Annotated in this window: 27 protein-coding genes, 1 tRNA gene and 1 riboswitch; of the genes, 14 read left to right on the forward strand and 14 right to left on the reverse strand. The window is 70.7% G+C overall.

Translation table 11 applies throughout. From position 1 onward, the window contains the following. The first annotated feature begins 16 nt into the window (after positions 1–16). Both OHA68_RS02955 and OHA68_RS02960 read left to right on the forward strand, forming a co-directional pair. A complete protein-coding gene (locus OHA68_RS02955) occupies positions 17–1045 on the forward strand; it encodes a LacI family DNA-binding transcriptional regulator (RefSeq protein ID WP_327106248.1) in 1029 nt (342 codons plus the stop codon). Positions 1046–1091: 46 nt separating this feature from the next. Next, positions 1092–1730, forward strand: coding sequence for a class II aldolase/adducin family protein (locus tag OHA68_RS02960; RefSeq protein ID WP_327106249.1), 639 nt, complete (start codon positions 1092–1094; stop codon positions 1728–1730). A 28-nt stretch (positions 1731–1758) separates the two neighbouring features. On the opposite strand, the gene OHA68_RS02965 is transcribed toward OHA68_RS02960, so the two are convergent. Beyond that, positions 1759–3327, reverse strand: coding sequence for a DUF885 domain-containing protein (locus OHA68_RS02965; RefSeq protein WP_327106250.1), 1569 nt, complete (start codon positions 3325–3327; stop codon positions 1759–1761). A gap of 22 nt (positions 3328–3349) precedes the next feature. On the opposite strand from OHA68_RS02965, the gene OHA68_RS02970 reads away from it, so the two are divergent. Continuing rightward, positions 3350–4570 carry a DUF4032 domain-containing protein gene (locus OHA68_RS02970; protein WP_327106251.1) on the forward strand — a complete coding sequence of 407 codons (1221 nt, stop codon included), beginning with the start codon at positions 3350–3352 and terminating at the stop codon, positions 4568–4570. 14 nt (positions 4571–4584) lie between these two features. On the opposite strand, the gene OHA68_RS02975 is transcribed toward OHA68_RS02970, so the two are convergent. Further along, the gene (locus OHA68_RS02975; RefSeq protein ID WP_327106252.1) at positions 4585–4707 is read right to left on the reverse strand and encodes a hypothetical protein; all 123 of its coding nucleotides are present in this window, start codon (positions 4705–4707) and stop codon (positions 4585–4587) included. A 58-nt stretch (positions 4708–4765) separates the two neighbouring features. Here OHA68_RS02975 and OHA68_RS02980 point away from each other — a divergent pair, with 58 nt between their 5' ends. The 4 genes from OHA68_RS02980 to OHA68_RS02995 are packed head-to-tail and all read left to right on the forward strand — an operon-like array spanning position 4766 to position 6742. Continuing rightward, positions 4766–5143 (forward strand): roadblock/LC7 domain-containing protein, encoded by a 378-nt coding sequence (locus tag OHA68_RS02980; RefSeq protein WP_327106253.1) that lies wholly within the window; start codon positions 4766–4768, stop codon positions 5141–5143. 4 nt (positions 5144–5147) lie between these two features. Further along, on the forward strand, positions 5148–5948 hold the full coding sequence (locus OHA68_RS02985; RefSeq protein WP_327106254.1) for a MarR family transcriptional regulator: 801 nt from the start codon (positions 5148–5150) through the stop codon (positions 5946–5948). Positions 5949–5977: 29 nt separating this feature from the next. Next, positions 5978–6358: a roadblock/LC7 domain-containing protein gene (locus tag OHA68_RS02990; protein WP_327106255.1), complete on the forward strand. Its 381-nt coding sequence runs from the start codon at positions 5978–5980 to the stop codon at positions 6356–6358. Between the two features lie 12 nt (positions 6359–6370). Further along, entirely contained in the window at positions 6371–6742 is a 372-nt protein-coding gene (locus tag OHA68_RS02995; RefSeq protein ID WP_327106256.1) for a hypothetical protein, read from the forward strand. Between the two features lie 53 nt (positions 6743–6795). Here OHA68_RS02995 and OHA68_RS03000 read toward each other — a convergent pair whose 3' ends face one another. The 5 genes from OHA68_RS03000 to OHA68_RS03020 form a co-directional block, all read right to left on the reverse strand. Beyond that, complete coding sequence (locus OHA68_RS03000) at positions 6796–7656, reverse strand: alpha/beta fold hydrolase (protein ID WP_327106257.1); 861 nt, start codon at positions 7654–7656, stop codon at positions 6796–6798. A gap of 41 nt (positions 7657–7697) precedes the next feature. Beyond that, positions 7698–8510: a hypothetical protein gene (locus OHA68_RS03005; RefSeq protein ID WP_327106258.1), complete on the reverse strand. Its 813-nt coding sequence runs from the start codon at positions 8508–8510 to the stop codon at positions 7698–7700. 194 nt (positions 8511–8704) lie between these two features. Further along, positions 8705–8842, reverse strand: a riboswitch (cyclic di-AMP (ydaO/yuaA leader). A gap of 164 nt (positions 8843–9006) precedes the next feature. Further along, positions 9007–9207 (reverse strand): DUF5302 domain-containing protein, encoded by a 201-nt coding sequence (locus OHA68_RS03010; protein ID WP_225276821.1) that lies wholly within the window; start codon positions 9205–9207, stop codon positions 9007–9009. A 67-nt stretch (positions 9208–9274) separates the two neighbouring features. After that, positions 9275–10543 (reverse strand): erythromycin esterase family protein, encoded by a 1269-nt coding sequence (locus OHA68_RS03015; RefSeq protein ID WP_327106259.1) that lies wholly within the window; start codon positions 10541–10543, stop codon positions 9275–9277. Continuing rightward, complete coding sequence (locus OHA68_RS03020; protein ID WP_327106260.1) at positions 10540–10731, reverse strand: hypothetical protein; 192 nt, start codon at positions 10729–10731, stop codon at positions 10540–10542. Before OHA68_RS03020 ends, OHA68_RS03015 begins: the two co-directional genes overlap by 4 nt. A gap of 181 nt (positions 10732–10912) precedes the next feature. Here OHA68_RS03020 and OHA68_RS03025 point away from each other — a divergent pair, with 181 nt between their 5' ends. The 4 genes from OHA68_RS03025 (at position 10913) to OHA68_RS03040 (ending at position 16004) form a co-directional block, all read left to right on the forward strand. Continuing rightward, positions 10913–11737, forward strand: a complete 825-nt coding sequence (locus tag OHA68_RS03025) for an SAM-dependent methyltransferase (RefSeq protein ID WP_327106261.1) — start codon at positions 10913–10915, stop codon at positions 11735–11737. Between the two features lie 93 nt (positions 11738–11830). After that, entirely contained in the window at positions 11831–12682 is an 852-nt protein-coding gene (locus OHA68_RS03030) for an MBL fold metallo-hydrolase (RefSeq protein WP_327106262.1), read from the forward strand. A 65-nt stretch (positions 12683–12747) separates the two neighbouring features. After that, positions 12748–14271 carry an ABC transporter ATP-binding protein gene (locus tag OHA68_RS03035; RefSeq protein ID WP_327106263.1) on the forward strand — a complete coding sequence of 508 codons (1524 nt, stop codon included), beginning with the start codon at positions 12748–12750 and terminating at the stop codon, positions 14269–14271. After that, on the forward strand, positions 14268–16004 hold the full coding sequence (locus OHA68_RS03040; protein WP_327106264.1) for an ABC transporter ATP-binding protein: 1737 nt from the start codon (positions 14268–14270) through the stop codon (positions 16002–16004). The genes OHA68_RS03035 and OHA68_RS03040 overlap by 4 nt, the downstream gene beginning before the upstream one ends. A 22-nt stretch (positions 16005–16026) precedes the next feature. Here OHA68_RS03040 and OHA68_RS03045 read toward each other — a convergent pair whose 3' ends face one another. From OHA68_RS03045 to OHA68_RS03060, 4 genes are all read right to left on the reverse strand, one after another. Further along, the gene (locus OHA68_RS03045; RefSeq protein ID WP_327106265.1) at positions 16027–16608 is read right to left on the reverse strand and encodes a DJ-1/PfpI family protein; all 582 of its coding nucleotides are present in this window, start codon (positions 16606–16608) and stop codon (positions 16027–16029) included. Further along, positions 16608–17552: a GlxA family transcriptional regulator gene (locus OHA68_RS03050; protein WP_327106266.1), complete on the reverse strand. Its 945-nt coding sequence runs from the start codon at positions 17550–17552 to the stop codon at positions 16608–16610. Before OHA68_RS03050 ends, OHA68_RS03045 begins: the two co-directional genes overlap by 1 nt. 77 nt (positions 17553–17629) lie before the next feature. Continuing rightward, positions 17630–19069 carry an ATP-binding protein gene (locus OHA68_RS03055; protein ID WP_327106267.1) on the reverse strand — a complete coding sequence of 480 codons (1440 nt, stop codon included), beginning with the start codon at positions 19067–19069 and terminating at the stop codon, positions 17630–17632. A 220-nt stretch (positions 19070–19289) separates the two neighbouring features. After that, positions 19290–19363, reverse strand: a tRNA-Lys gene (locus OHA68_RS03060). A gap of 102 nt (positions 19364–19465) precedes the next feature. On the opposite strand from OHA68_RS03060, the gene OHA68_RS03065 reads away from it, so the two are divergent. After that, entirely contained in the window at positions 19466–20305 is an 840-nt protein-coding gene (locus OHA68_RS03065) for an AAA family ATPase (RefSeq protein ID WP_189136710.1), read from the forward strand. Positions 20306–20321: 16 nt separating this feature from the next. Next, positions 20322–21689, forward strand: a complete 1368-nt coding sequence (locus tag OHA68_RS03070) for a vWA domain-containing protein (RefSeq protein WP_327106268.1) — start codon at positions 20322–20324, stop codon at positions 21687–21689. A gap of 26 nt (positions 21690–21715) precedes the next feature. On the opposite strand, the gene OHA68_RS03075 is transcribed toward OHA68_RS03070, so the two are convergent. Next, positions 21716–22480, reverse strand: coding sequence for a nuclease-related domain-containing protein (locus OHA68_RS03075; protein ID WP_189136708.1), 765 nt, complete (start codon positions 22478–22480; stop codon positions 21716–21718). Positions 22481–22667: 187 nt separating this feature from the next. On the opposite strand from OHA68_RS03075, the gene OHA68_RS03080 reads away from it, so the two are divergent. Further along, on the forward strand, positions 22668–23243 hold the full coding sequence (locus OHA68_RS03080; protein WP_225276826.1) for a TetR/AcrR family transcriptional regulator: 576 nt from the start codon (positions 22668–22670) through the stop codon (positions 23241–23243). Here OHA68_RS03080 and OHA68_RS03085 read toward each other — a convergent pair. Both OHA68_RS03085 and OHA68_RS03090 read right to left on the reverse strand, forming a co-directional pair. Further along, positions 23202–24266: an acyl-CoA dehydrogenase family protein gene (locus OHA68_RS03085; protein ID WP_327106269.1), complete on the reverse strand. Its 1065-nt coding sequence runs from the start codon at positions 24264–24266 to the stop codon at positions 23202–23204. The genes OHA68_RS03080 and OHA68_RS03085 overlap by 42 nt on opposite strands. Continuing rightward, entirely contained in the window at positions 24263–25426 is a 1164-nt protein-coding gene (locus OHA68_RS03090; RefSeq protein ID WP_327106270.1) for an acyl-CoA dehydrogenase family protein, read from the reverse strand. The genes OHA68_RS03085 and OHA68_RS03090 overlap by 4 nt, the downstream gene beginning before the upstream one ends. Positions 25427–25435: the final 9 nt, after the last annotated feature.

A 25435-nucleotide genomic window follows, 5' to 3' on the forward strand; every position in this document is an offset into this window, starting at 1 on the left:
GAGGTACAAGAGACGCATGTCCGGTCCTACCCTGCGCGACGTCGCCAAGCGAGCGAACGTTTCGATTCGCACCGTCTCGAATGTGGTCAACGGTTACGCGCCGGTCTCCGACGAGCTGCGCACCCGGGTGCAGGCCGTTCTGGACGAGCTCGACTACCGCCCCAACCTGATCGCCCGCAACCTCAAGCAGGGGCGCACCGGGATGATCGCCCTGGTGGTGCCCGAGCTCGACGTGCCCTACTTCGCCGAGCTGGCCCGTGAGGTGATCACGGCGGCCCGCGCGCACGGTTACGTGGTCATGATCGACCAGACCGACGGCGCCGTCGAGCGGGAGCGCGCGCTGCTCGGGCGGGACTCCCGAGCCATGATGTTCGACGGGCTGCTGCTCAGCCCGCTCGCCGTCTCCGCCGAGGAGCTGTGCGGACGCGGCAACCGGATCCCGATCGTGCTGCTCGGCGAGCACATCTTCAACGGCAGCTTCCACCACGTCGCCATCGACAACGTGGCCGCCGCCCGCGACGCCACCGCGCACCTGCTGGGGCTGGGCCGGCGCCGGGTGGCCGCCATCGGCGACCAGCCGTACGCGACCGGGGAGACCGCCCAGCTGCGCACCGTCGGTTACCGCCAGGCGCACGCCCACGCCGGCCTGACGGTGGACGAGGAGCTCATCGTCGCCACGCCGCACTTCCACCGCAAGCTCGGCGCGCAGGCCATGGAGCGGCTGCTCGCGCTGCCGGACCCGCCCGACGCCGTGTTCTGCTACAACGACCTGCTCGCGCTCGGCGCCATCCGGGCCCTGACGAGGAACGGCCGCCGCGTCCCCGACGACGTCGCCGTGGTGGGCCTGGACGACATCGAGGAGGGCCAGTACAGCACGCCGAGCCTGACCACGGTCGCCCCGGACAAGGGCGAGATCGCGCGCACGGCGGTGGACACGCTGATGGAGTCGATCAACGGCGGCGCCGCCACCCCCGCCGAGATCGTGGTGCCGCACCGGCTGATCGTCCGCGAGAGCACCACGGGCGCGGACGACCCGCGAGGGTGACCGGGCCGACTGGTGCCGATCCGGCCGACCGGCTACATTGCCGCGCATGAGCCTGCGCGAACAGCTGTGCGAGTACGGCCGGCGTGCCGTGGAGCTCGGCCTGGTCATCGGCACGTCGGGAAACCTGAGCGTGCGCGACGGCGACCGGGTCGCGGTCACCCCGTCGGGTGCGGCGCTCGACCGGCTGACCCCGGAGATGTGCCCCGTCGTCGACACCGACGGCTACCTGCTGGAGGGCGAGCTCCAGCCGTCCTCGGAGACCCCGATGCATCTGGCGGTCTACGCCGCGACCGGCGCGCAGGCGGTGGTGCACACGCACTCGGTGTTCGGCACGGTGGTGGCCACCACCATGACCGAACTGCCGCCCGTGCACTACAACGCGCTGCTGCTCGGCGGCGTGGTCAAGGTCGCCGAGTACGCGACGTACGGGACCGAAGAGCTGGCGGCCAACGTGCGGGCGGCGCTCGATGGCAAGCAGGCCGCCCTCATGGCCAACCACGGCGGGGTGACCGTCGGCGCGACGCTGGAGCAGGCCTTCGAGGCCACCCGCCTGCTGGAGTGGCTCTGCGAGGTCTACGTGCGCGGGCTGAGCGTCGGCAAGCCGGCGATCCTCACCGACGAGCAGCTCGCGGCGGTGGTCGAGCGCGCGCTCAACCCGCCGCGGTTCCCGCGCCGCCCGTCCTGACCCGCCGGACCGCCGCCTCCGCGGGCGCTCACTGCTGAACGGCGGCCTCGGCGAGGCCGAGCGGCAGCCCGCCCGCGCCCGCGATCCGGTCGTGGAACGACTTCAGCGACCCCTGGTACGACTCCCGGATCCGGTCGATCTCGATGGCGCCGGTCAGGTAGGACGGCGCCTGCGTGGGCCAGGCGCAATAGCGGTTCACCTCGCCCTCGGCGGTGCCGGGTGACAGGGACGCCTTGGTGGCCATGAAGGTCTCGGCCTCCTCGATCGTCATGTCGTCGCAGTGCAGCGCCGTGTCGACGACCATGCGGGCGGCCCGGAAGATCCGGCAGTCGAGGTGGGCCAGCTCGGTGGCGGGGGTGTCGAAGTAGCCCTGCTCGTGCAGGAGCTTCTCCACGTACAGGGCCCAGCCCTCGGTGAAGTACGGCGTGCGGAAGACCTTGCGGACGGCGCTCGGGTGGCCCGCCATGTAGGACAGGTGCCAGTGGTGTCCCGGGTAGGCCTCGTGGACGGCCAGGGAGGGCATCACGGCCCGGGAGTTCGTCCGCAGGCGCTGCCGTACCTGCTCGTCGGTGAAGTCGTCCGGGGTGTAGGGGACGAAGAAGACGCCGGTGCGCGAGCTGCTGAGCGGCGGCGGCGCGAGATAGTGCGCGACGGACAGGACGGGCCGGGTGTAGACGGCCGACGGCAGCACCAGGCACTCCTCCCCGTCGGCGAAGGTGACCAGGTCGCGGTCGCGGACGAAGTCGCGGGCCCGCCGGGTCTCCACCTCGTACTCCGCGCGCATCTCCGCCAGGGTCGCGGGGTGGTCGTCCATCAGGGACTCCATCGCGGCCCGCCAGTCCGCCGTGCCGTTCACCCGGGGCGCGACCTCGCGCATCCGCTCGTCCAGCGCGTCCCAGGCGGCCCGGCCCTTGGCGTGCAGCTCGGCCGCGCCGTACCCGAGGAGTTCGCGCTCGCGCAGCAGCGTGGAGTAGAGCCGCTCGCCCATCCGCCAGGTGCCGCCGCACCGGAAGTCGCCGAGGAAGGCGACGAGCTCGTCGAACGCGACGGCGGCCGGTTCGGCGGCGTCGGCGAACCGGGCGCGCAGGACGGGATCCTCGATCATGGCGGGGAGGGTCTCGGTGAGGAGGCCGCGTCCGGTGCGGGCCTGCCGGAGGCCGCGCTGGACCAGCAGCGGCGCGGCGAGGTCGGGGTCGAGGTTGGCCTGGCAGGCGGCGAGCACGCCGGGCACCTCGGCCAGCCGGGAGAGGGCCGCGGCCACCAGTTCGCCTTCGGGCTTGAGCCGCCGCTGGAGCGGGGTGTACAGCGCGCTGAAGACGGTCCCGAGGTAGCCGCCCGGATCGCGGCGCCAGTCGGGCCAGGCCTCCAGCGCGATGGAGCCGCGCAGCTGGGACAGGACGAGGTCACGGTCGATCGCGTCGTCGGGGGTGGCGGGCTCGAGCGCGGACAGGCGCTCCAGCCAGCGGAGCTCGTCGCGGGCGCGGTCGGTGAAGGCTTCGGCGGAGAAGTCGCCGAGCGTGTGGTCGTAGCCTTCGGCTCCCAGGTTGGCGGCGGCCACCGGACGTCCGGAAAAGTACCACTTGAGAAACTCGTCCATCAACGCACAATATCCTGGTGAAATGCCCCTACAGATCACCGGCGCGCTAGGCGATTCCGACCTGATCCGGCTCCCCTGGGAGCTCCCTCTGGAACAGTGGCCGCAGCGCCACCTGGTCGATCTTCCCCGCGGCATCTCCCGGCACGTCGTGCGCTTCGCCCGCCTGTCCGGCAAGGTCTACGCGATCAAGGAGATCAGCGAGCGGTACGCCAAGCGCGAGTACCAGCTCCTGTGGGACCTGGCCCGGCTGGACGCCCCCGCCGTGGAGCCGATCGCCTACGTCACCGGCAGGGACGAGGGACTCGACGCGGCGTTGATCACCCGGCACCTGCAGTTCTCGCTCCCCTACCGGGCCGTCATGTCCGGCACGCTGCGCCCGGACACGCTCACCCGGCTGCTGGACGCGCTGGCCGTGCTGCTGGTGCGGCTGCACCTGAACGGCTTCTTCTGGGGCGACTGCTCGCTGTCCAACACGCTGTTCCGCCGGGACGCGGGAGCCTTCGCGGCCTACCTGGTCGACGCCGAGACCGGCGAGATGCACCCGATGATCAGCGAGGGGCAGCGGGCCGCCGACATCGACAGCGCGCACACCAACATCTTCGGCGAGATGCTCGACCTGGAGGCCGGCGGGCTGCTGGACCCCTCGATCGACCCGATGAACACCGCCGAGGACGTGGTCAACCGCTATCACCGGCTGTGGAGTGAGATCACCCAGGACGAGATCATCGAGGAGGTCGACTGGCACCGGGTGGAGCAGCGGATCCGGCGGCTCAACCTGCTCGGCTTCGACGTGGCGGAGATGATGGTGCGGCGCAAGGTCGGCACCGGCCGGCTGATCGTCCGGCCCAAGGTCGTCGACTCCGGGCACCACCAGCGCCGGCTGCTCCGGCTGACCGGCCTGGACGCCGAGGAGAACCAGGCCCGGCGGATGCTGAACGACCTCGACGGCTTCAGGGTGGCCAAGGGGCTGCGGCACGAGGACGAGGCGATCGTGGCACACCGGTGGCTGGCCGAGGTGTTCCAGCCCACGGTCGCGGCCATCCCCGCCGAGCTGCGCGGCAAGCTGGAGACCGCGCAGCTGTTCCACGAGATCCTGGACCACCGGTGGTTTCTGTCGGAGGCGGCCGGCGGCGACGTCGGCCTGAACACGGCCGTGCAGTCGTACGTGGACAACGTGCTGGTGTTCAAACCCGAGGAAAAGGCACTGCTGCCCGCCGAGCCGTCCACCACCGATCCGCAATAGGCGGAAAACGCGAATCACATTCTGAGATCTCGCGAACTGTTCACATAAATCGCTGGAATCTGCATCACGGTGGGGTTTTTCTTCGCCTCGGCGATATACATCCCCATCTCTGTACGACTCCCGCCAAGTTCCGGCATTCGGCACTCCTTCCGGCGCTTCTAAGCTGTCCCAGTCCAGGACGGCGAGGGAGGCCATGTGCTCGGACTAGACAACTGCCTGACCGCGGTCATGGCCATACCGGGAGCGCTCGACGCGATGCTCGTGGACCACACGAGCGGTATGGCCGTGGCCGTCAGCGGGCAGCCGGACGGCGTCGACACTGAGAAGTCGGCGGCGGCGCTCACCGAGACGCTGCGCGCCACCGTGGAAGGGCTGGCGCACTCCTGCCCCGGCGACACGGTCCGCGTCGACGACATGCTCATCACCACGGACAAGGGTCACCATCTGCTCCGGATGCTGGACACCCTGTTCGAGGGCCCGCTGGTGATCTACGTGCGCCTCGACCTGGAACGTTCGAACCTGGCCCTGGCACGCCATCGCCTGCGCGCCCTTTCCGACCAGCTGCTGGCGTGACGTCATGCCTCCGCTCGACACACTGCTGGCCGGCCTCGCCCGCGAGCGATCCACCGGCGCCCTGCGCGTCGGCAGGGCCGGCACCGTCTTCCTCGACGAGGGGCGCGTCACGTACATGGACTGTGCGCAGACGCCGGGCGTCGAACGGCTGCTGGCCGCGCGGGGACGGGTGTCGGAGGCCGCGCTGCGCAGGCTGCAGGCGGACGGCGGCTGCGAGCGGCTGCTCGAACAGGGGCCCGTCACCCTCGGCGAGCTGCAGTACTGCGTGCTGGGCGCCGTCCTGGACGCCGCGTTCTTCCTGCTGCCCACCACCGGGACCAGGCCGAAGTTCCGCCCCGGCGAGCGCCACTGGCTGGGCGGGCGCTGGTACTTCGACGTGCCCGGCCTGGTGCGCGAGTGCGCGCGCCGCCGCGCGCGCCTCGCCCAGATCTGGCCCGCCGCCGACGTGGACACCGCTCCTGTACGGCCCACTTCCCGGCTGGCAGGACGGGCAGTGGCGCTCAGCGACGTGCAGTGGGAGGTCGTGGTCCGCGCCGACGGCGAGGCCACCTCCCCGGAGCTGGCCAAGCGGCTGGGCAGGTCCAGCTACTCGGTCATGCTCGCGGTGCGCAGGCTGGCGGCGGCGGGTCTGCTCGTCACGGGCGAGCAGGCGTCGGCGCTGCCCAAGCGGGACCGGCGGCCCGAAGCCCGGCAGCAGGCCATCGGCCCCCGCCCGGCCGGCCCGCTGGGCCCGCAGGTGAACGCCGATCCCACGGACATCGAGCTGCTGCTGCGGCTCAAGAAGGCGCTGGAGGAACTGTCGTGAGGTTCCCCTCGCGCAAGAGGAGGCCACCGGTGGAGCTGCGTGAAGAGGTGCACAAGGAGATGGTTCTCCTGCGCGAGCGCACACCCGACATCAAAGGCAGCGTCGCCGCGACCGTCGACGGGCTGACGATCGCGTGCGACCACGTGACCGACGGCGGCGAGCAGGTCGCCGCGCTGGCCTCGGCGCTGCTCGCGATGAGCAGGCGAATGATGATCTTGGCGGGCCGGGGCGACCTTGAGGAAACGCTCATCTCCGGCACCGCCGGCCACGCCGCGTTCTACGCGGCGGGCCCCACCATCGTCCTCACAGTCCTGGCCGAGCCCGGCGCGAATCTCGGGCTGCTCCGGCTGGAGGGCCGTAAGACGGCGTCCATGGTCGCCGCGGTCGCACAACAAGGCAGAAATTCTTGATCGGAGGAGAACATGACCAGCATGGACATCTCACTCAAGGAGATGATGACGATCGACGGCTCGCTCGGCGCCGCGATCGTCGACCACGGCAGCGGCATGGCCCTGGGCTCGCTCGGCAGCTCGAAGGATCTGGATCTCCAGGTCGCCGCCGCGGGTAACACGGAGGTCGTCAAGGCCAAGCTGCGGACGATGGACTCGCTCGGGCTCAAGGACGCCATCGAGGACATCCTCATCACCCTGGGCACCCAGTACCACATCATCCGGCCGATCTCCGGCCGTGGCGGCAAGGGCCTGTTCCTCTACCTGGCCCTCGACCGTAACCGGGCCAACCTGGCCATGGCCAGGCACCAGCTCAAGACCATCGAGGGCAGGCTCGAGGTCTGATAAGCGCGGCGGCTCGCGTCCGGGCGCGGCGGGCGCGAGCCGTCGTCACAAACCTACGCTTTTCCGGCCGAATTCGCGGTCAGCTTCGTGATGGGACCGACGATCTGCGGCCAGAGGGGCTGCGGCAGGTCGTGTCCCATGCCGGGGAGGACCACGAGCTCGGCTCCGGGGATGGCCGCCGCGGTGGCCTGACCACCGGCGAGCGGGACCAGCGGGTCCGCATCACCGTGGATGACCAGCGTGGGCACGTTCACCCCGCCGAGCGACTCGGTCCTGTCGGGGGAGGCCATGATCGCGGCGAGCTGCCTCGTGGTGCCGGCGGGGTCGTAGCAGCGGTCGTAGGCCAAACCCGCCATCCGCGTGAAGCGCTCCCGGTCGAGCTCGTAGCCGGGCGAGCCGATCGCCAGCCGGTTCGCCAGCGCCTGCGCCAGCGCCGTTTCCCGGTCGGCGGCCGGCGGGACGTACAGCACCGCGGCGGCGGCCTCGGTGGGCGGGGCCACCGACGGGCCCGGGGTCGACATGATCGAGGTGAGGGTGAGCACCCGCTCGGGATGCCTGAAGGCGAGGGTCTGGGCGATCATGCCGCCCATCGACGCGCCCACCACGTGCGCGGCGGGCCAGCCGAGCACGTCCATCAGCCCGGCCGCGTCGTCGGCCATGTCGTCCAGCAGATACGCCGAGGACGCCCCCGGTGTGGGAACGCCCTTGTCGTGCAGGTGGGTGGACAGGCCCGCGTCGCGGTTGTCGTAGCGGACGACGTGGTGGCCCTGTTCGGCCAGTAACGAGCAGAAGTCGTCGTCCCAGTGGATGAGCTGGGCGCCCAGTCCCATGATCAGCAGGAGAGGGCGCCCGTCAGGAGAACCGAAGCTCTCGTAGGCCAGTTCGATGCCGTTAACCGATGCTCGCAAGGTCACAGGACGACAATTACCGTCAAATGCCCCTGCCGTAAAGCGGGTCAGCGGGTCATGAAGCGGCGGATGCGGTCGCGGCCCAGGATGGCGCCACCACCGACGAGGGCGAGGCCGCCGGCCAGCACGGCACCCGCGACACCGTTCGGCTCCTCGGCCGGGACCGCCGCCGCACTCGGGTTGGCGGGGCCGGAGACCGGCTCGGTCCTGACGAAAGCGGGACCGCCGAAGGCCGAACCGGAGGGGGCCTCGGCGATGGGCTTGCTCTCGACGGCCTTCTCCTCGACCTTCTTCTCGGCCAGGATCTGCGGCGGCTTGGCCGGGTTGGCGTCCTTACGCGACCAGGCACCGGTCGAGAAGGCCACCGGGTGGTTCTTCTTGCCCACGCCCTTGCCCCACTTGGTGATGACGTACTGGACCTTGATGTGGCCCTTGCCGCCGTTGCTGTCGACCATCAGCGTCCGGGGGTTGAACCGGCCACCGGTCAGCTCGGCGAAGGTCTTGGAGTCCAGGTCCAGCATGACGCCCGTGCTGGAGGGGGCGCCGGGGCCGCGGTCACCGACGAAGAACGGCATCTTCTTGCCCTTGTAGACCACGTAGCCCTCGGTCATCAGCGGCCAGCTGGGGCTGGCGGCCATGCCCTTCTGCATCGGCTTGCCGCTGGCGGGCAGGCCGGTGTCACCGGCGCGGCCGGAGCTGTCGTCCCAGAAGTAGGAGGCCGTGGTCGAGCCCTGGAGCAGGACCTTCTGGTTGTCGTCGACGTCGGCGTGGGCGGCGGGACCCGCGCCGAAGGTCAGGACGCCGGTGACGGCGACACCGGCGAGCATGGTGATGGAACGCATGCCGAAGCGAGCAGACATGAAGAATGAAGTCCTTCGTCAGAGAACGGGGAGGGGCGCGCTCGCTTGAGGGCGTAGCCGGGCAGCAGAAGGCCGACGGACGCTACGCGGAGCGCGAAGAAGTGCGGAGAAAGTGGCCGCTCAGTGGGCGGCTGGTGTTACATGGGCCGGGGGTACGCGGGCTGGGGGTACGCGGGAAAGCACCACAGGTAGGTTCGTCCTCTCCATCTCGCCTACCGGGTTAGCTGACGGGTTCGGGCGTGGAGATGCCCTACCGGCCGCGAAGGTCGGATTCACCCCAGAAGATGGGTCCCCGGTTCCCGCGAAGGCGCGGGATTCGGCGCCAGGTGGCTGCCTCTTCCTGATGAAGGGCCAGGTCACCGCCTGGTAACGCCACCCAACGTATAGCCCAAACCGGACAAACGCAAAGCAAATGCCATGAATCGGTCGAAGATCTACCTACGAGGTCAAGAAAAAGGGGGGTACGGCATGCCGTACCCCCGCGAACTCCCCCGATTCAGCCGCCGCTCTTACGCCTGAACGATCGCTTGCTGGCAGCCGGCCCGTGTGCTCCGTGGATCTTCGAAGCGTCGGCGCCCCTGCCACCCGCGCTCGTGTCCGCCTGCTGGTTGCGCTTGCGGTCAAGCGCCTCGCGGAACTTGCGCTTCATCTCGTCCTCGGGGGTTTCGCTTGCTTCCTGCTCCGGTGATTCCGCCATGAGGACCTCCTGGTATTGGGGACGTACACAGCTTCGCATGACGGCCCTGACAGCGCGAAACCGGGGATCAGCGGCTTGCCGCCGGCAGGGCGGTCGAGCAGGTGCCCGAGCGGATGAAGGCCAGGCCGTCGAAGTCGTCCGCGAGGACGGTCGGCGTGAACGTGAGCTTGTAGGTGAAACGGTTGACCACGGCGCCGAAACCGCGCACGTGCAGACGGGCGCCGAGCCAGCGCGCCACGCCGTCCGGCCGCTCGCCGGCGCGCAGATCCAGCAGATGATCGTACGGACACGCGGCGGCCAGCCTGGCCTCGACCATCGTGGCATCGTCGGCGCGCGGCACCCGGTTGCGCACGGGCGGCTTGCGCGGGTCCGGCCGGCCGAAGCGGGACCGCCTGGCCCGGAACTCCCCCTCGCCCATGAGCAGCCCGAGAGCGTAGTAGGCGTCGCCGTGCCGCTGCCGCAGGTGCCGGCCCATGGCCGGGACGGGGCCGCCGCCGTGGTGCCCGGTCATCACGTGGCCGTTGTGCGCCCACACCGCGACCTTCACCTCGGGGTCGCGCAGCAGCCGGTCCACGTTGTCGGCGAGGAACAGGTCGCGGACGGCGCTGACGGTCTGCTGCGGGTCGGCGTGCCGCATCGGCCGGGACGCCAGCACGGCACTCTGCCGCAACGTCCTGGCATGCACGACCGCCTCACCCGGCGACCCGTGGCCGGCGTCCGCTTCCTCGCAGCGGGCGTTCAGGTAGTCCTCCAGGCGGCGGGAGGCCGTCTCGACGGCCGGGTCCAGCGGCCCGTCCACCCCCAGCCGCGTCTGCCCGAGCGCGGCCAGCGGCTCCAGGAACGCCGGGGCGACCTCCCCCAGGTGCCGGGCCAGCCACTCGATCGAGGCCGCCGGATACTGCGGGTCGATCCCGGCGAAGCGCACCCTGCGCTCCGGCGGCGCGGCCCGGTTGTGCTCGCGCATCCACTCCACCACCGCGAGCATCTCGCGCGTGTGCCAGGTCCAGAAGACCATCCCGCCCAGCGCCTCGGCCGCGTCACCGGTGCCGTGCAGCACGTAGTCGTTGACCGCCTCGGCGGCGGCGACGCTGGCCTCCATCGCCAGCACGGTGTAGCCCAGCTCCTCGACCAGGAAGCGCAGCAGCCGGTGCTTGAGCAGGAAGAACTCCCGGGTGCCGTGGGTGGCCTCGCCGAGCCCCACCACGCGCACGCCGTCCAGAGCGAGCCGCAGCGGCTCCAGGTCGGCGACGGGCGCGCCCGGCTCCAGCGTGTCCAGCCGACCGGCCCGCCCGGCCAGCCAGCCGGCCAGGTCCTCGGGGACGACGACAGCCGTCATGACTTCTTCATGCCGCGCCGTACGGCGTCACCGAGCAGCACCAGGCCGAGGAGACCGAGCCCGAGGCTCAGGGCGGTGTGCGCGCCGCCGTCGACCCACAGATGCAGCAGGCCGAAGTGCCGGCCGAAGGCGGCGGCCACCAAGCCGCCGAACCCCTGCAGCGCGAGAAAGAAACCGAGAATCCCCATGGGTTTACCTTGCCATGGCGACGTCGGCGCCACAGTCGACCAAAGTATGCCCGCGGCGAACCATCGAACGTTTCTTATTGCCACCGTAGAAAGTGCCGACCATTTTTCTTACGCCAAAGATCCGCACCACGCCGAGAACTCGTACTATTTCTGGCATAAGCACCGGAAAAGAGGCGAGGGCATGACAGGAGACGAGCAGTTTCCGGCACACATCGATCCGACTGTGCCCAGCGTCGCCAGAATGTACGACTACTACCTCGGCGGAAAGGACAGCTTTCCCGCCGACCGGGAAGCCGCCGAGCAGGTCATCGCGCTGGGCCGCGAGCTGGGCTCGGACATCAGGGAGAGCGCCGCGGCCAACCGCGCGTTCCTGATCCGCGGCGTACGGCATCTCGCCAGGTCCGGGGTGCGGCAGTTTCTCGACCTCGGCACCGGCCTGCCCACCCAGGACAACGTCCACCAGGTCGCCCAGCGGGTCACGCCCGAGGCCAAGGTCGTCTACTCCGACAACGACCCCATCGTGCTGACCCACGCGCGGGCGCTGCTCGCCGACAATCCCAGCACGGTCATCGTGGACGCGGACGTACGCGAGCCGGAGGCCATCCTGGAGGCCGCCGCCGGGCATCTCGACTTCACCCGCCCGGTGGCGGTGGTCATCGCGGCGGTGCTCCACTTCCTGCACGACGACGCGGAGGTGGCGCGGATCATCGAGACGCTGCGCCGGCCGCTGGTCCCGGGCAGCTATCTGATGATCTCGCACGGGTACGCCGAGCCCGGTCGGACCGACCACCGCAAGGCGGAGCAGGTACGCGGCATCTACCGGCGCAGCACGGCCGGCATGCTCGCCTGGCGCGACCGCGAGAGCCTGCTGGGCTGGTTCGAGGGGCTCGACGTGCTGGACCCGGGCGTGGTCCCGGTCCAGCGGTGGCGCAACGAGGACGACCCGTACGACTGGACCGGCCTGGACAGGGGCGGCGTGCTGGGCGGGGTCGCCCGGGTGCCGTGACAGCAGCCGTACCAGGGCCGTACCGAGGCCGCACGGAGGCCGTACCAAGCAAGAGCTTGCTTTAGCTTGTCCCGGTGTCTACGGTGGGGACGCATGGCGAGGTTCCAGGTAGGCGCGGTCACCGTCACCGAGATCGTCGAGACCCAGATGTCCGTTCCCATCACCCTGGCCTTCCGGGGCCTGAACGGCGAGGACCCCGCGGACCTGCGCGCCCGCCTCCCGGCGGCCCTCTTCGACCAGGCCGGAGACCCGGTGCTGGTCTTCCGCAGCTACATCCTGCGCACTCCCCAGAGCCTGATCGTCCTGGACACCGGCTGGGGCAACCACAAGGAACGCCGCCTCGACCCGTACGCCCACCTCCTGAACACCGGCTACCTCGACGCCATGACGGCCGCCGACATCGACCCCGCGGACGTGACCCACGTCTTCTGCACCCACCTGCACCAGGACCACGTCGGCTGGAACACCCACCTGGTGGACGGCGCCTGGGTGCCCACCTTCCCGAACGCGACTTACCTGTTCGTACGGCCGGAGTACGAGCACTGGACCACGGTGCGCCCCGGCTCCCACGGCCACGACTCCTTCACCGACAGCGTCCAGCCCGTCGTCGAGGCCGGCCTGCACCGCCTGGTCGAGCCCGGCCACGCCATCGACGACACCGTCCACGTCGAGCTCCTGCCCGGCCACACCCCGGGACACAGCGGCCTGCACGTGACCTCGGGCTCGCAGGAGGCGGTCTTCACCGGCGACCTGTTCCACATCGTCCACCAGTTCGCCCGCCCCGACTGGCACATCGTGGTCGAGCACGACGTCCCGCAGGGCGCGGCCACCCGCAAGGCCTTCGTGGACCGCTACACCGGCACCGGCGTCCGGGTGGTCCCGGCCCACTTCGCCCTGCCGGGGGGCGGCTACCTGGAGGCGGCCGGCTTCACCCCGGCTTCCTGACCTCGGATTCGAGGCCGGGTATCCCCTTTGCCAGGTAGGTAAAACCATGGTCTAGCGTGATCGCCATGAAGGCGGCGGCTCGGTATCTGTGCCGGCTGGCCTGGGCGCAGAAGGGCCGGGTCACGCTGGGCGCGACGCTGGGCACCCTGTGGATGGTGGGCCTCACGCTCCCGCCGTACCTCCTGTCCAGGGCGATCGACGACGACCTGGCGCCCGGCTGGGTGCTGGCGCTGCTCGGCGCCGGCCTCGCCAACGCCTGGCTGGCGATGATGCGGCACCGCACGATGACCAAGATCCGGATGGACGCCAACTTCCGTACGGTACGCGCCCTGGTGGAGCAGATCAACTCTCTCGGCGCGGTCCTGAACAAGCGCACCTCGGCAGGCGAGGTCGTGACGATCGGCATCGGCGACGTCACCACGATCGCCGCGTCGCTGACGGTGACAGGTCCCGGGGTGGGCGCGGTGATCAGCTACGGGGTGGTGGCGGCGCTGCTGCTGCAGGTCTCCGTGGTGCTGGCCGTGGTGGTGCTGCTCGGCGTGCCGGTGCTGGCGATCGTGCTCGGGCCGCTGCTCGGGCGGCTGATGGAGGTGCAGAACGACTACCGCGAGAGCCAGGGCAGGCTGACCACCCGCCTGGTCGACCTGATCGAGGGGCTGCGGGTGCTCAACGCCTTCGGCGGCAAGGACGCCTACGCCGAGCGTTACCTCGCCGACTCGGCGCGCCTGCGCGAGCAGGGTTACCGGGTGGCGTCGCTGACGAGCTGGATCGGGGCGCTGGGCGCCGGGCTGCCCGCGCTGTTCCTGGCCGCGGTGACCTGGCTGGGCGCCAGGCTGGCCGCAGAAGGCACGATCACGGTGGGCGAACTGGTCGGCGTCTACGGATATATCGCCGTGCTGGTGGTTCCGGTTTCCTCCTTCATCGAGGGCAGCTTCCAGATCAGCCGCGGCCTGGTCTCCGCCCGGCAGGTCACCCGCTTCCTCGCGCTGCGGCCCGGCGACCGGCCCCGCTCCCCCGGGCTGGAGGTCACGCCGGGAAGCCTCGTGGGGCTGGTCAGCGCCCGCCCCGAGGAGAGCGTGGCGCTGCTCGAGAGCCTCGGCGGGTTCGACGGCACCTCGTTGATCGCCGACCATGACGCCGCGCTGTTCGCCGGCACGCTGCGCGAGGTCCTGCAGGGCCGCGGCGCGGCCGACGACGAGACCATCCGTCGCGCCGTCACCGTCGCCACCGCCCAGGACGTGGTCGCCGGGCTGCGCCACGGGCTGGACTCCCCGATCGAGCCCGGTGGCCGCAACCTCTCGGGCGGCCAGCGCCAGCGGGTGCGCCTGGCCAGAGCGCTGGTGGCCGATCCCGAGGTGCTGCTGGCGATGGAGCCCACCTCGGCCCTGGACGCGCACACCGAATCCCTGCTCGCGCAGCGTCTTCGTACGGCGCGCTCCGGCCGTACGACGGTCGTCGCCACCACGTCGCCACTGTTGCTCGCCCAGGCGGACCAGGTCGTCCTGATCGAGGACGGCCAGGTGGCCGCGACGGGCACCCACCACGACCTGCTGGAATCCAGCGACGCGTATCGAACGGTGGTGTCGTGATCCGCGACCTCCCCGTCGCCGACCGCAGGCACGTACGGCAGGCGGCCCTGCGCCTGATCCGCCGCGACGTCCCCGGTTTCACCGCCACCCTCCTTCTCAACGGCCTGGCGGCGGCCGCGGCCCTGGTCAGCCCATGGCTACTGGGCCGCATCATCGACACCATCGCCGTCGGCGGCACGATCGACCTCCTTGCCGCGATCGCCGTGGGCGGGGCGCTGCTGCAGCTCATCCTGTCCCGATACGCCGAGAAGATCGGCACCCGCTTCAGCGAGCGCACCCAGGAACACATCCGCCAGGAGCTCCTCGACCGCGTGCTCGCCCTGCCCGCCGCCACGGTCGAGCACATCCGCACAGGAGACCTGACCGCCCGCGGCACCACAGACGTCGGCGTGGTCGGGCACACCCTGCGCGACGCCGCCCCCGCCGTGCTGATCTCCTCCCTGCAGGCGCTCTTCCTCGTCGCGGCCGTCTTCCTGGTCGACCCGCTGCTGGGAGCCTGCGGTCTGCTCGCGCTGGCCGGCATCGCCGCCGCCTCCCGCTGGTACCTGCGCCGTGCCCGCGCCGCCTACCTGGAGGAGGGCGCCGCCCGCTCAGAACTGGCCGAGCACCTGGCCGCCAACGCCGCCGGCGCCCGCACCATCGAAGCCCTCGGCCTCCAGGACCGGCGCACCCGCGCCGCCGAGCGGGTGATCGAGCGCAGCCGGGTCGCCCAGCTCAGCACCCTCTTCCTGCGCGGTGTCCTCTGGCCGTCGGTGGAGGTCTCCGCACTCCTCCCGCCGGTCCTGGTCCTGCTGCTCGGCGGAGTACTGCTGGACAGCGGCCAGGTCACCCTCGGCGCCGTGGTCTCGTGCGTGCTCTACCTTCGCCAGCTCCAGCAGCCCATCGAGACCATCCTCATCTGGATGGAACAGCTGCAAAGCAGCGGCGCCTCCTTCGCCCGGATCGAAGGTCTCCAGACCCCGGCGACGCAGACCGCTGTGGCCGCCGCGGCACCCCGGGACGACCACATCGTGGCGACCGGCGTGCACTTCGCCTACGAATCCACCGACGACGTCGTCACCGGAGTGGACCTGACCGTACGGCCCGGCGAGCGCCTGGCCATCGTCGGCCCTTCGGGAGCCGGCAAGTCCACGCTCGGCAAGCTGCTGGCCGGCATCGACCGCCCCCGCCTCGGCATGGTCACCGTCGGCTCGGTCCCGGTCGCCGACCTGGCCCCCGCCCAACTCCGCGAGCACGTCGTGCTGGTCACCCAGGAGCAGCATCTGTTCCTCGGCACCGTCCGCGACAACCTCCACCTGGCCGACCCCACGGCCGACGACGACCACTTGGGGAAGGCCCTGGCGGCGGTCGGCGCCGACTGGGTCACCTCGCTGGACGACGAGCTCGGCTCGCACTCCTCCGGGACCGAACTCGGCCCCGACCGTGTGCAGCAGCTCGCCCTGGCCCGAGTCATCCTGGCCGACCCGCACACGGTCATCCTCGACGAGGCCACCGCCATGCTCGACCCGCGTACGGCCCGGCGCGCCGAACGGTCGCTGGCGGCGGCGCTGGAGGGACGTACGGTGATCGCGATCGCGCACCGGCTGCATACGGCACGGGATGCGGATCGGGTGGTGGTGATGGAGGGCGGGCGCGTGGTGGAGGTCGGCGCGCATGATGAGCTGGTTGCGGCCGGTGGGGTTTACGAAGCGTTGTGGAGCTCCTGGCATGTGGAGGCTCAGATCGGCGGCTGAGGGTCGTACGGCATGGACCGCCTCAGATCGGCGGCTGAGGGTCGTACTGGATGTAGCGCCGCACCTCGCGCGCCCGATCCGCCCCCGCCAGCCGGCTCACCAGGTGCAGCGCCATGTCGATGCCCGCCGACACGCCCGCCGAGGTGACGATGTCGCCGTCGTCGACGAACCGGTCGTCGGGCCGGACCTCGATGCTCGCGTCGAGCTCCCCGAGCCGCTCCAGGGATCCCCAATGGGTGGTCGCCGGGCGGCCGGCCAGCAGCCCCGCCGCGGCGTACACCAGCGAGCCCGTGCACACACTGGTCAGCAGCGGGACGCGGGCGCGCTGCTCGCGGATCCACGCCAGGTGGGCGTCGTCCTTGAGCAGCGCGCGGGTGCCGAACCCGCCGGGGTGCAGCAGCACGTCCAGCGGCCCGACGTCGGACAGTCCGTGCTCGGCGAGCAGGCGCAGCCCCTTGGCCGCCCGGATCGGCCCGGCCTCGCGGGCGAAGGCGACGACCTCGGCCTCGTCGGGGTGCGACTTCGCCCAGGAGGCCAGCACCTCCCACGGGCCGACGGCGTCCAGCTCCTCCACGTCGTCGAACAGCATGATCCCGATGCGCATCAGTGGCTCCTCACAGCCTGGAAGTGACGGCGGTACTGGCCCGGTGTGACGTCGAGTGCTCGTTTGAAGCTGCGGTGCAGGGTCTCGACCGTGCCGAACCCGCAGCTGCGGGCGATCGAGTCGAGCGTCGTGCCGGTGGTCTCCAGCAGGCGGCGGGCCGCCTCCAGCCGGGCCGCCTCGACGTACGCGCCGGGGGTACGGCCGGTCTCGGCGGCGAAGACGCGGGTGAAGTTGCGCTCGCTCATGCCGGCCCGCCGGGCGAGCGCCGGCACGGTCAGGTCCGCCTCGGGATGGGCCGCGATCCAGGCCGGCAGGTCGCGCAACGGCTCCCGGACCGGCCGCTGCACGGCCAGCTGCGCCGAGAACTGGGCCTGCCCGCCCGGCCGCTGCACGAACATCACCAGCGTGCGGGCGATCCGCCGCGCCGCTTCCGCGCCGAGGTCCTCCTCGACCAGCGCGAGCGCCAGATCCATCCCTGCGGTCACTCCCGCCGACGTCCAGACGTTCCCGTCCCGGACGAAGAGCGGCTCGGGGTCCACGATGACGGCCGGATAGAGCTCGGCCAGCAGCTCACACCCCGACCAGTGGGTCACCGCCCGCCGCCCGTCCAGCAGCCCGGCCGCCGCCAGCAGGAACGCCCCCGTACACACCGACGCGACCCGCCGCGCCCGCCCGGCCGCCTCCCGAATCCACCCGACCAGCGACTCGTCCCCGCACGCCTCGACCTTCCCCCGCCCCCCGACGACGACCAGCGTGTCGATCGGCCCGGTGTGCTCCCCGGCCGTCGCGGTCGCCTCGACCCCCAGCCCACCCCCACTCCGCACGACCCCACCCCGCGCGGCCACGACCTCCATACGGTACGGCCCGGCCTGCCGGAACACCTCATGCGGCCCGGTCAGATCAAGAATCTGAAACCCGGGATAGACAACGAAAACAACGTCCACCCCTTCATCGTCGGGGCGACACGAACCCGGCGGCAAGGACACGAACCTGACGATCCCCGCCACTCCCAGGCCGATGCTCAGCGGGTGGGCCTGCTGTAAAAAGTGGATTTTCCTCGGCCACCTCGCTGCTCGACCAGTCCTTTTGATCGCAGTTCGCGGAGCACCTTCCGGATGTGGGCCGGGGTCATGCCGAGTTCCCGCCCGAGATCCGCAGCGCTGCGTTCGCCCGCCGCGAGAGCGTGGAAGACGTGTAGTTCGGTCTGCTTCAGGTCGCTGTACGGCTGCATGACGGGAATCGGTTGCCGGAGTACAACCGTGAATCGGATGGCGGCGTCGATGTAGTGCGCGGGCGGCAGACCGGCCTCCGCCAAGGCACTGGTCACGACGGGAATGCCGCTGGCCAGAGCCTCGATCACGCGCGCCCCGGTTTCCGGTGTCCGCACATGCTGGCAGATCGCGACCAGTCTCGCGTTGCGGGCCGAGGTGACGGCATCACGCCCCAACCGCTCGACCGTGATGCCGTACAAGCCACCCGGATTCGCGACGATCAGGCGATCCCGTTTCAGCCGCACCTCCACGGCCATACCCGCAGACCAGTTATCAAGGTCACGGTGCAGCAGAGCATTGGCGATGATCTCGCGAAACGCTACGTACGGGTAGGAAGGCCGGTCATGAACCGAACCGTCGGGTGCCGTCACGATGCTGGTGTCGAAGGTCCGGCGCGCCCAGGCGAGCGCCTCGTCCAGCATGCGTGGGATGGGCCCGCTGATCGTCGCCTGATTGCGGGCTCGCGCGCTGGGTGGGTCGGACGGCAACGGGTCCGCCGAAGCCTGAATGACGTACCGCGGGAACCACTCCTGTGGATGAACTCCCAGAGCCAGAAGTCCGGCAACGGTCGCGGTGCCGTCCGGAAGGACGATCCCGGCGCGTCTCAGCAACTCGGCGTCATCATGAAAGCGGCCCAGCCCTCGCGCGTCTCGCTCCCGTGCCGACCGCAAGAACTCCAAGACGAGTTCGTCATCCAGATCCGCCCGAGTCGCCCCCGCGACCGGCCGACGGTCGAACAACGGTGGCTGGCGGGCGGCGAGAAACGCCTGCTCCTCCAGGGACGACAGGGGGAAGTCCCCGTCGTACCCACGTATGTAAGCAGCGCCCGAAGCGGCGATCCGGCACGGCTTGGCCGACGGGTCACACTCATGGACGCGAGCGACGATGACCGGAAGGCCATCCACCTGCCCGTCGCTGATGACGAGCTGGACAGGCGGCGACAGCGAACGCGCCTTGTGAGCCAGCCCTTGCTTGAGCGCCTGGGGATCCGCCAGATGAACCGGCATGAAGCCGGCCGCCTCGTCCAGGCCAAGAATGATCGTGCCACCGCCCGGATGATTCGCTAGAGCGCTGAGTGTGGACGTGAGGGACTTAGGCAGACCTCCTGCAGCCGCCTTCACCTCGATGTCGTCATAGTCACCGCCCGCCGCGCGCAGACGGGCGACGGTCAGGCTCAGGTCTTGAGTCATGGCGCCAAATGTAACGGACTCGCGTTACATTTGACGGGCTTCTGGTTACCTTTAACCCAGATCTGGTTACATTTGAAGGCGATCCAGTTACATTTAAGACCGTGACACGTCGCGCCACAGGGCCGACAGAGCGACCGCCTGAGCGTCTGCGGATGGGCGACAAGCCCCTTCCCAACGAAGAAACCCCAGCCCGGGTGACCCGGGCTGGGGTTTCGTGCGGTGCGCCGTCAGGGACTCGAACCCCGGACCCGCTGATTAAGAGTCAGCTGCTCTAACCAACTGAGCTAACGGCGCGCCGTGCAGCAAGGAATATACCGGCACTGAGCATCTTGGTCGAATCGGCGCGAGTCATGCGTCTTCGCTAGAATAAAGTTCGGCCCGCAGACAGGAGCTTTGATGTTCGACTCCCCCGCCGACGTGACCGAGCGGCTCGCCGCCGTGGACTATCTCTCCGACGACGCCATCTCCACGTCGGTGTTCCTGGCCGCCGCGCTCGGCAAGCCGCTGCTGGTCGAAGGGCCGGCGGGGGTGGGCAAGACGCAGCTGGCCAAGGCCGTGGCGCAGGCCACCGGGTCCCAGCTGATCAGGCTGCAGTGTTATGAGGGGCTCGACGAGGCCCGGGCGCTGTACGAGTGGAACTACAAGAAGCAACTCCTGCGCATCCAGGCCACCAGCGCCGACGACGACATCTTCAGCGAGGAGTTCCTGCTGGAGCGGCCGCTGCTCAAGGCGATCAGGGCCGGGACGCCGACCGTGCTGCTCATCGACGAGACGGACAAGGCGGACGTCGAGGTCGAGGGGCTGCTGCTGGAGCTGCTGTCCGACTTTCAGGTGACGATTCCGGAGCTGGGCACCATCGCCGCCGTACGCAGGCCGTACGTCGTGCTGACCTCGAACGCCACCCGCGAGCTGTCCGAGGCGCTCAAGCGGCGCTGTCTCTACCTGCACATCGCGTATCCGACGCCGGAGCGCGAGCGGGACATCGTGCTCAGCCAGGTGCCGACGATCCGCGCCGACCTCGCCGAGCAGCTCGCCAGGACGGTGGCGACGCTGCGGGCGCTGGAGCTGAAGAAGGCGCCGTCGGTGGCCGAGACCGTCGACTGGGCCAACACGCTGCTGGCGCTGGGCCGGGCGGACCTGGACGAGGCGACGGTGGCGCAGACGCTGGGCGTGGTGCTCAAGCACAACTCCGACCAGACCCGGGCGGTCAAGGAGCTCGGACTTCCCACCGCATGACGCCCGAGGAGGGGATATGTCGCTTGTAGAGAGGCATGTCGGGTTCGTGCATGCGTTGCGCGAGGCCGGGCTGCCCGTGTCGCTGGCCGAGGGGCTCGACGCGGCGCGGGCGCTGCGGGTGATCGATCTGACCGAGCGGGAGTCGCTGCGCGCCGCCTACGCGGCGACGCTGGTCAAGAAGCCGTCCTTCCGGCCCGGCTTCGACGTGCTGTTCGACCTGTGGTTCCCGGCCTCCACCAGCGGCCTGTACGCGGTCCGCCCCGGCATCGAGGGGACGCCTGATCTGGCGAACGCGCCCCTGCCGGAGCTGCGCGAGCATCTGGCCCGGCTGCTGACCGGCAGCACCGACGCCGAGCTGCGCGCGTTCGCCCGTGCCATGGTGGAGCGCTTCGGCCGCCAGGAGGCCGGGCCCGGACGGCAGAACTGGTTCTCCTACAGCGTGCTGCGCGCCCTGTCGCCCGAGACGCTGATGGCCGGCATCCTGCGGGAGGTCCTGGCCGGCCAGGAGCGCGGCGGGCTGGCGGAGAAGACGGCCCGCCGGCGGGTCACCGCCAACACCGGGCGGCTGGAGGAGGCCGTGGCCACCGACGTGCGCCGGCGCATCGCCGAGGACTCCGGCATCGAGCGCATCGCCCGCTCGGCCGTACGCCCTCCGCTGGAGCAGCTCGACTTCCTGCGCGTCACCAAGGCCGACCTGGCCAGGCTGCGCCGGGAGGTGCACCCGCTGGCCCGGCGGCTGGCCGCGCGCCTGACCATCAAGCACCGGCGCGGCAGGCGGGGCCGGCTGGACTTCCGCAGGACCATGCGGGCCTCGCTGCAGACCGGCGGCGTCCCGCTCACCACGCACTTCAAGCCGCCCCGGCCGCACAAGCCGGAGCTGGTGATCCTCTGCGACACCAGCGACTCGGTCTCGTCGTTCGCCCACTTCACGCTCCTGCTCACCTACGCGCTCAGGGAGCAGTTCACCAAGGTGCGCGCGTTCGGCTTCGTGGACCGGGTGGACGAGATCACCCGCTTCTTCGTCCCCGGCGCCGACGTGGTGGAGGCCATGACCCGGCTGGCGAACGAGGCCGACATGGTCCGCTTCGGCCGCACGAACTACGGCCACTCGCTGGAGGGCTTCGCCGAGCGCTACGGCGACGCGATCGGCCCGAAGACCTCGCTGCTGATCCTCGGCGACGCCCGCTCCAACTATCAGCCGCCCGCCCTGGACGTGCTGCGCGCACTGACCGCCCGCGCCCGCCACGCCTACTGGCTCAACCCCGAGCCCAAGGCGCAGTGGGACACCGGCGACTCGATCGCCACGGACTACGGCGCGGTCATCCCCATGTACGAGTGCCGCAACGTGGTCCAGCTGACCGCGTTCATCGAGAGCATCGCCTGAACACGCCTAGACACGCCTGGACACGTCTAGACGCGCTGCAGCTCCCGGGCCGCGGTGCGGGCCAGCAACTCGATCTGGGCGTCGTCGAACTGCGGGGTCGCCGTCTGCCGGATGCGCCTGGCCACCAGCCGGGGCTTGAGCAGGGTGATGCCCTCCACGGTGAGCGAGCCGCCGCGCGGCAGCATGCCGCAGTGCACGGCCAGCAGCGGAGCGATGGTGACCTTGACCCCGGTCTCGCGGGTCAGCAGCTCGGCGAAGGCCTCGGCGGCCCCGACCAGCGGCTTGGCGACCTTCGTGCCGTACTTCTCGCCGAAGAACAGCCGTCCGCCGTAGGTGGCGATCTCGGTGTCGGGGCTCCAGGACTCGTTGTCCACGACCCAGACCCCGCCGGGCCCGATCACCAGGTGGTCGATGGAGGCCTGGTCCCGGATGGCGCGGCCGTCGAGCACCTGGTAGCCGTGCTTGCCCAGGGAGCGGCGCAGCAGCCTGCCGGTGATCACCTCGCCGCGCCGGCGGCCCCGCCAGACGGCCGTGGCCCAGAACGCCCGCCAGTCGATGAACCAGTCGACCGCGGCCACCAGACCGGCCGCCAGCAGGCCGTAGAGGGCGGCGTAGGGCAGTCCGAACCGGAGGGCGAGCACGAATCCGGCGACGAATCCCACCGCCGCCTTGAGCGCCCGCGACCTTCTGCGGTTCTGGGCGTCCTCGCGCCAGAACTTCTCGTACCACCACTGTGGTGACGAGCCTGTGAACTTCTCGTCCTGCTGCACGTAGATTGAGCCACCAGGCACGGCAAACTCCCCGAATGAGTTGTCGTCAACCAGGATCTGCCACGCCGAAGATCCCTCGCCGGTCAAGAGATACCCCATCTGGAACCAAGGCGAGCCTAAGGTGACGGAATTGGTACCCCAAAGAGAAGCATCACGGCGCCGACCGACCAGCCGGTATGCTTGGAGGGTGACAGTGAAGGAAGAATCCGTGCGCCAGAGGCTGCTGAGCGAGGCCACCCGGCTGTTCGCGGAGCACGGCTTCGAGGGCACCTCGGTCCAGGAGATCGTCGTGGCCGCCGGTGTCACCAAAGGCGCCATGTACCACTATTTCAACTCCAAGGATGACCTGCTGCACGAGATCTACGGTCGCGTGCTGCGCATGCAGATGGACCGCCTGACGCGGATCGCCGATGGCACGGGCACCGTCGTCGAGCGGCTGCACCGGGCGGCGGCCGACGTCGTGGAGACCACCAGCGCCAACCTCGACGACTCCACGATCTTCTTCCGCTCGATGCACCTGCTCGCGCCCGAGACCCGCAAGAACGTACGCGCCGAGCGCCGCCTCTACCACGAGCGCTTCCGCGACCTGGTGCTGGAAGGCCAGCGCGAGGGCGTCTTCAGCGACCGGGTGGCGGCGGAGCTCGTCGTCGACTACTTCTTCGGCTCGGTGCACCACCTGTCCACCTGGTTCCGCGCGGACGGGCCGCTGACCGGCGCCCAGGTGGGCAAGCAGTTCGCCGACCTACTGCTGGCCTCCCTCGGGGCCGGGCACGTCGGCGAGTGAGGCCAGCGCCTCCCGGTGGTCGCCCGGCGTGCCGAGCGCGATCTCACTCGCCTTGGCCCGCTTGAGGTAGAGGTGCAGGGGGTGCTCCCAGGTCATCCCGATCCCGCCGTGCAGCTGCAGCGCCTCCTCCGCCACGCGTACGGCCACCCCCGCGTTCCACGCCTGGGCCACGGCCGCCGACACGTCCGAGTCCTCGGCGGCGGCGTTGCGAGCCGCCGCCTTGGCCCTGACCACGTCGAGCCAGAGGTCGGCCAGCCGGTGCTTGATCGCCTGGAAGGAGCCGACCGGCCGGGCGAACTGGTGACGCTCCTTCACGTAGGCCACCGTGGTGTCCAGGCACCACTGCGCCACGCCGTACTGCTCGGAGGCCAGCAGCCCGGCGCCGAACAGCAGCACCTGCGCCAGGTCCACGTCGCCGAGCCGGGTGGCGGCCGCGCCGTCGAGCGTGACGGTCGCGACCGGCCGGGTCAGGTCGAGCGACGCCGCCACCCGCACCCCGGCTCCCTGAACGGCGTAGAGGCCGCCGTCGACCGGCACGAGCAGCAGGTCCGCGACGTCGGCCCCGGCCACGCCGGTGACCGTGCCGGACAACCGCTCCCCGCCGTCCACCACCCGCACCGACCCACCCCTGAGGGGCTGGTACGGGGAGGCGGCGAACGAGACCACGAGTGCGGCCGTGGCGCTGCCGTCGGCGAGCCGTTCGAGCAGGTCACCCGCGCCCGCCTGGATCAGCGCCCGGGTGGCGAGCACCGAGCTGGTGAAGAACGGCACCGGCGCGACGCCCCGGCCCAGCTCCTCCAGCACCACGGCCACCTCGCTGGCCGACGCGCCGGCGCCGCCGTGCTCCTCGGGGATGAGCAGTCCGGCCGCCCCGATCTCCCCGGCCAGCGTCTTCCACACGCCCAGGTCGTACGGATCGGACTCGGCGCGCTTGAGCACGGCGGCCGGCGGGCAGCGGTCGGCGAGCAGGCCGCGCACGGCGGCGCGGAGCTCCTCCTCGACTTCGGTGTACAGGAGGGTCATCGCGGCAGGTCCTTCCAGGGCACGTCCTTGTCGATGCGGGGCTCGGAGGGAAGGCCCAGCACGCGTTCGGAGATGATGTTGCGCAGGATCTCCGAGGTGCCGCCTTCGATCGAGTTGCCCTTGGCACGGAGATAGCGGTAGCCGGGGCCACGGCCGTAGAAGTCGACCGTGTCCGAGCGGCGGAAGGTCCAGTCGTCGTAGCCGAGGTCGCGGTCGAGCTCCACCTCCAGGCCGGACAGCACCTGGTTGAGCCTGGCGAACGACAGCTTCATGCCGGAGCCCTCGGGGCCGGGCTGCCCGGCGGCCAACTGCTCGCGCAGCCGCGCCCCGGACAGGCGGGTCACCTCCGCCTCCACCCAGAGCGACAGCAGCCGCTGGTGCAGGTCGTGCGTGCGCAGCTCGGGCCGCTCGCGCCAGGTGGACAGCACGGGGCCGAGCATGCCGCCGCCGCGCCGTACGGGCGCGCCGCCGATCGCGACGCGCTCGTTCATCAGGGTGGTCTGGGCGACGCGCCAGCCGTCGCCCACCTCGCCGAGGCGCAGGTCGTCGGACAGGCGCACGCCGGTGAGGAAGACCTCGTTGAACTCGGCCTCGCCGGTGATCTGCCGCAGCGGGCGCACCTCGACGCCGGGCGCGTGCATGTCGCAGATGAAGTACGTCATCCCACGGTGTTTGGGCACGTCCGGGTCGGTACGGGTGACCAGGATGGCCCATCGGGCGTGGTGGGCGCCCGAGGTCCACACCTTCTGGCCGTCGACGACCCATTCGCCGCCGTCCCTGACCGCGCGGGTGGCGAGAGTGGCGAGGTCGGATCCGGCGCCGGGCTCGCTGAAGAGCTGGCACCAGATCTCCTCGCCGGTCCACAGCGGCCGCAGGAAGCGCCGCCGCTGCTCCGGCGTACCGAAGGCGAGGATGGTGGGGGCGGCCATGCCCAGCCCGATGCCCTGCACGCCGACGTCGAGCTGCGGCGTGTGGGCGAGCTCGTGCTCGACGAGCTGCTGCAGGTCGCGCCCGAGGCCGAGCCCGCCGAGCCCCTCGGGGAACCACACCCAGGCCAGCCCGGCGTCGAACCTGGCCCGCAGGAACTCCAGCCGGTCCCCGGCCGGGTCGTGCTCGCTCAGGAAGGCGGCGAGGCGCTCCTTGAGCCGTGTCTCGTCCACTCCAGCTCC

It is taken from the genome of Nonomuraea glycinis (assembly GCF_035920485.1).
In the GTDB taxonomy this organism is placed as follows: Bacteria; Actinomycetota; Actinomycetes; order Streptosporangiales; family Streptosporangiaceae; genus Nonomuraea; species Nonomuraea glycinis.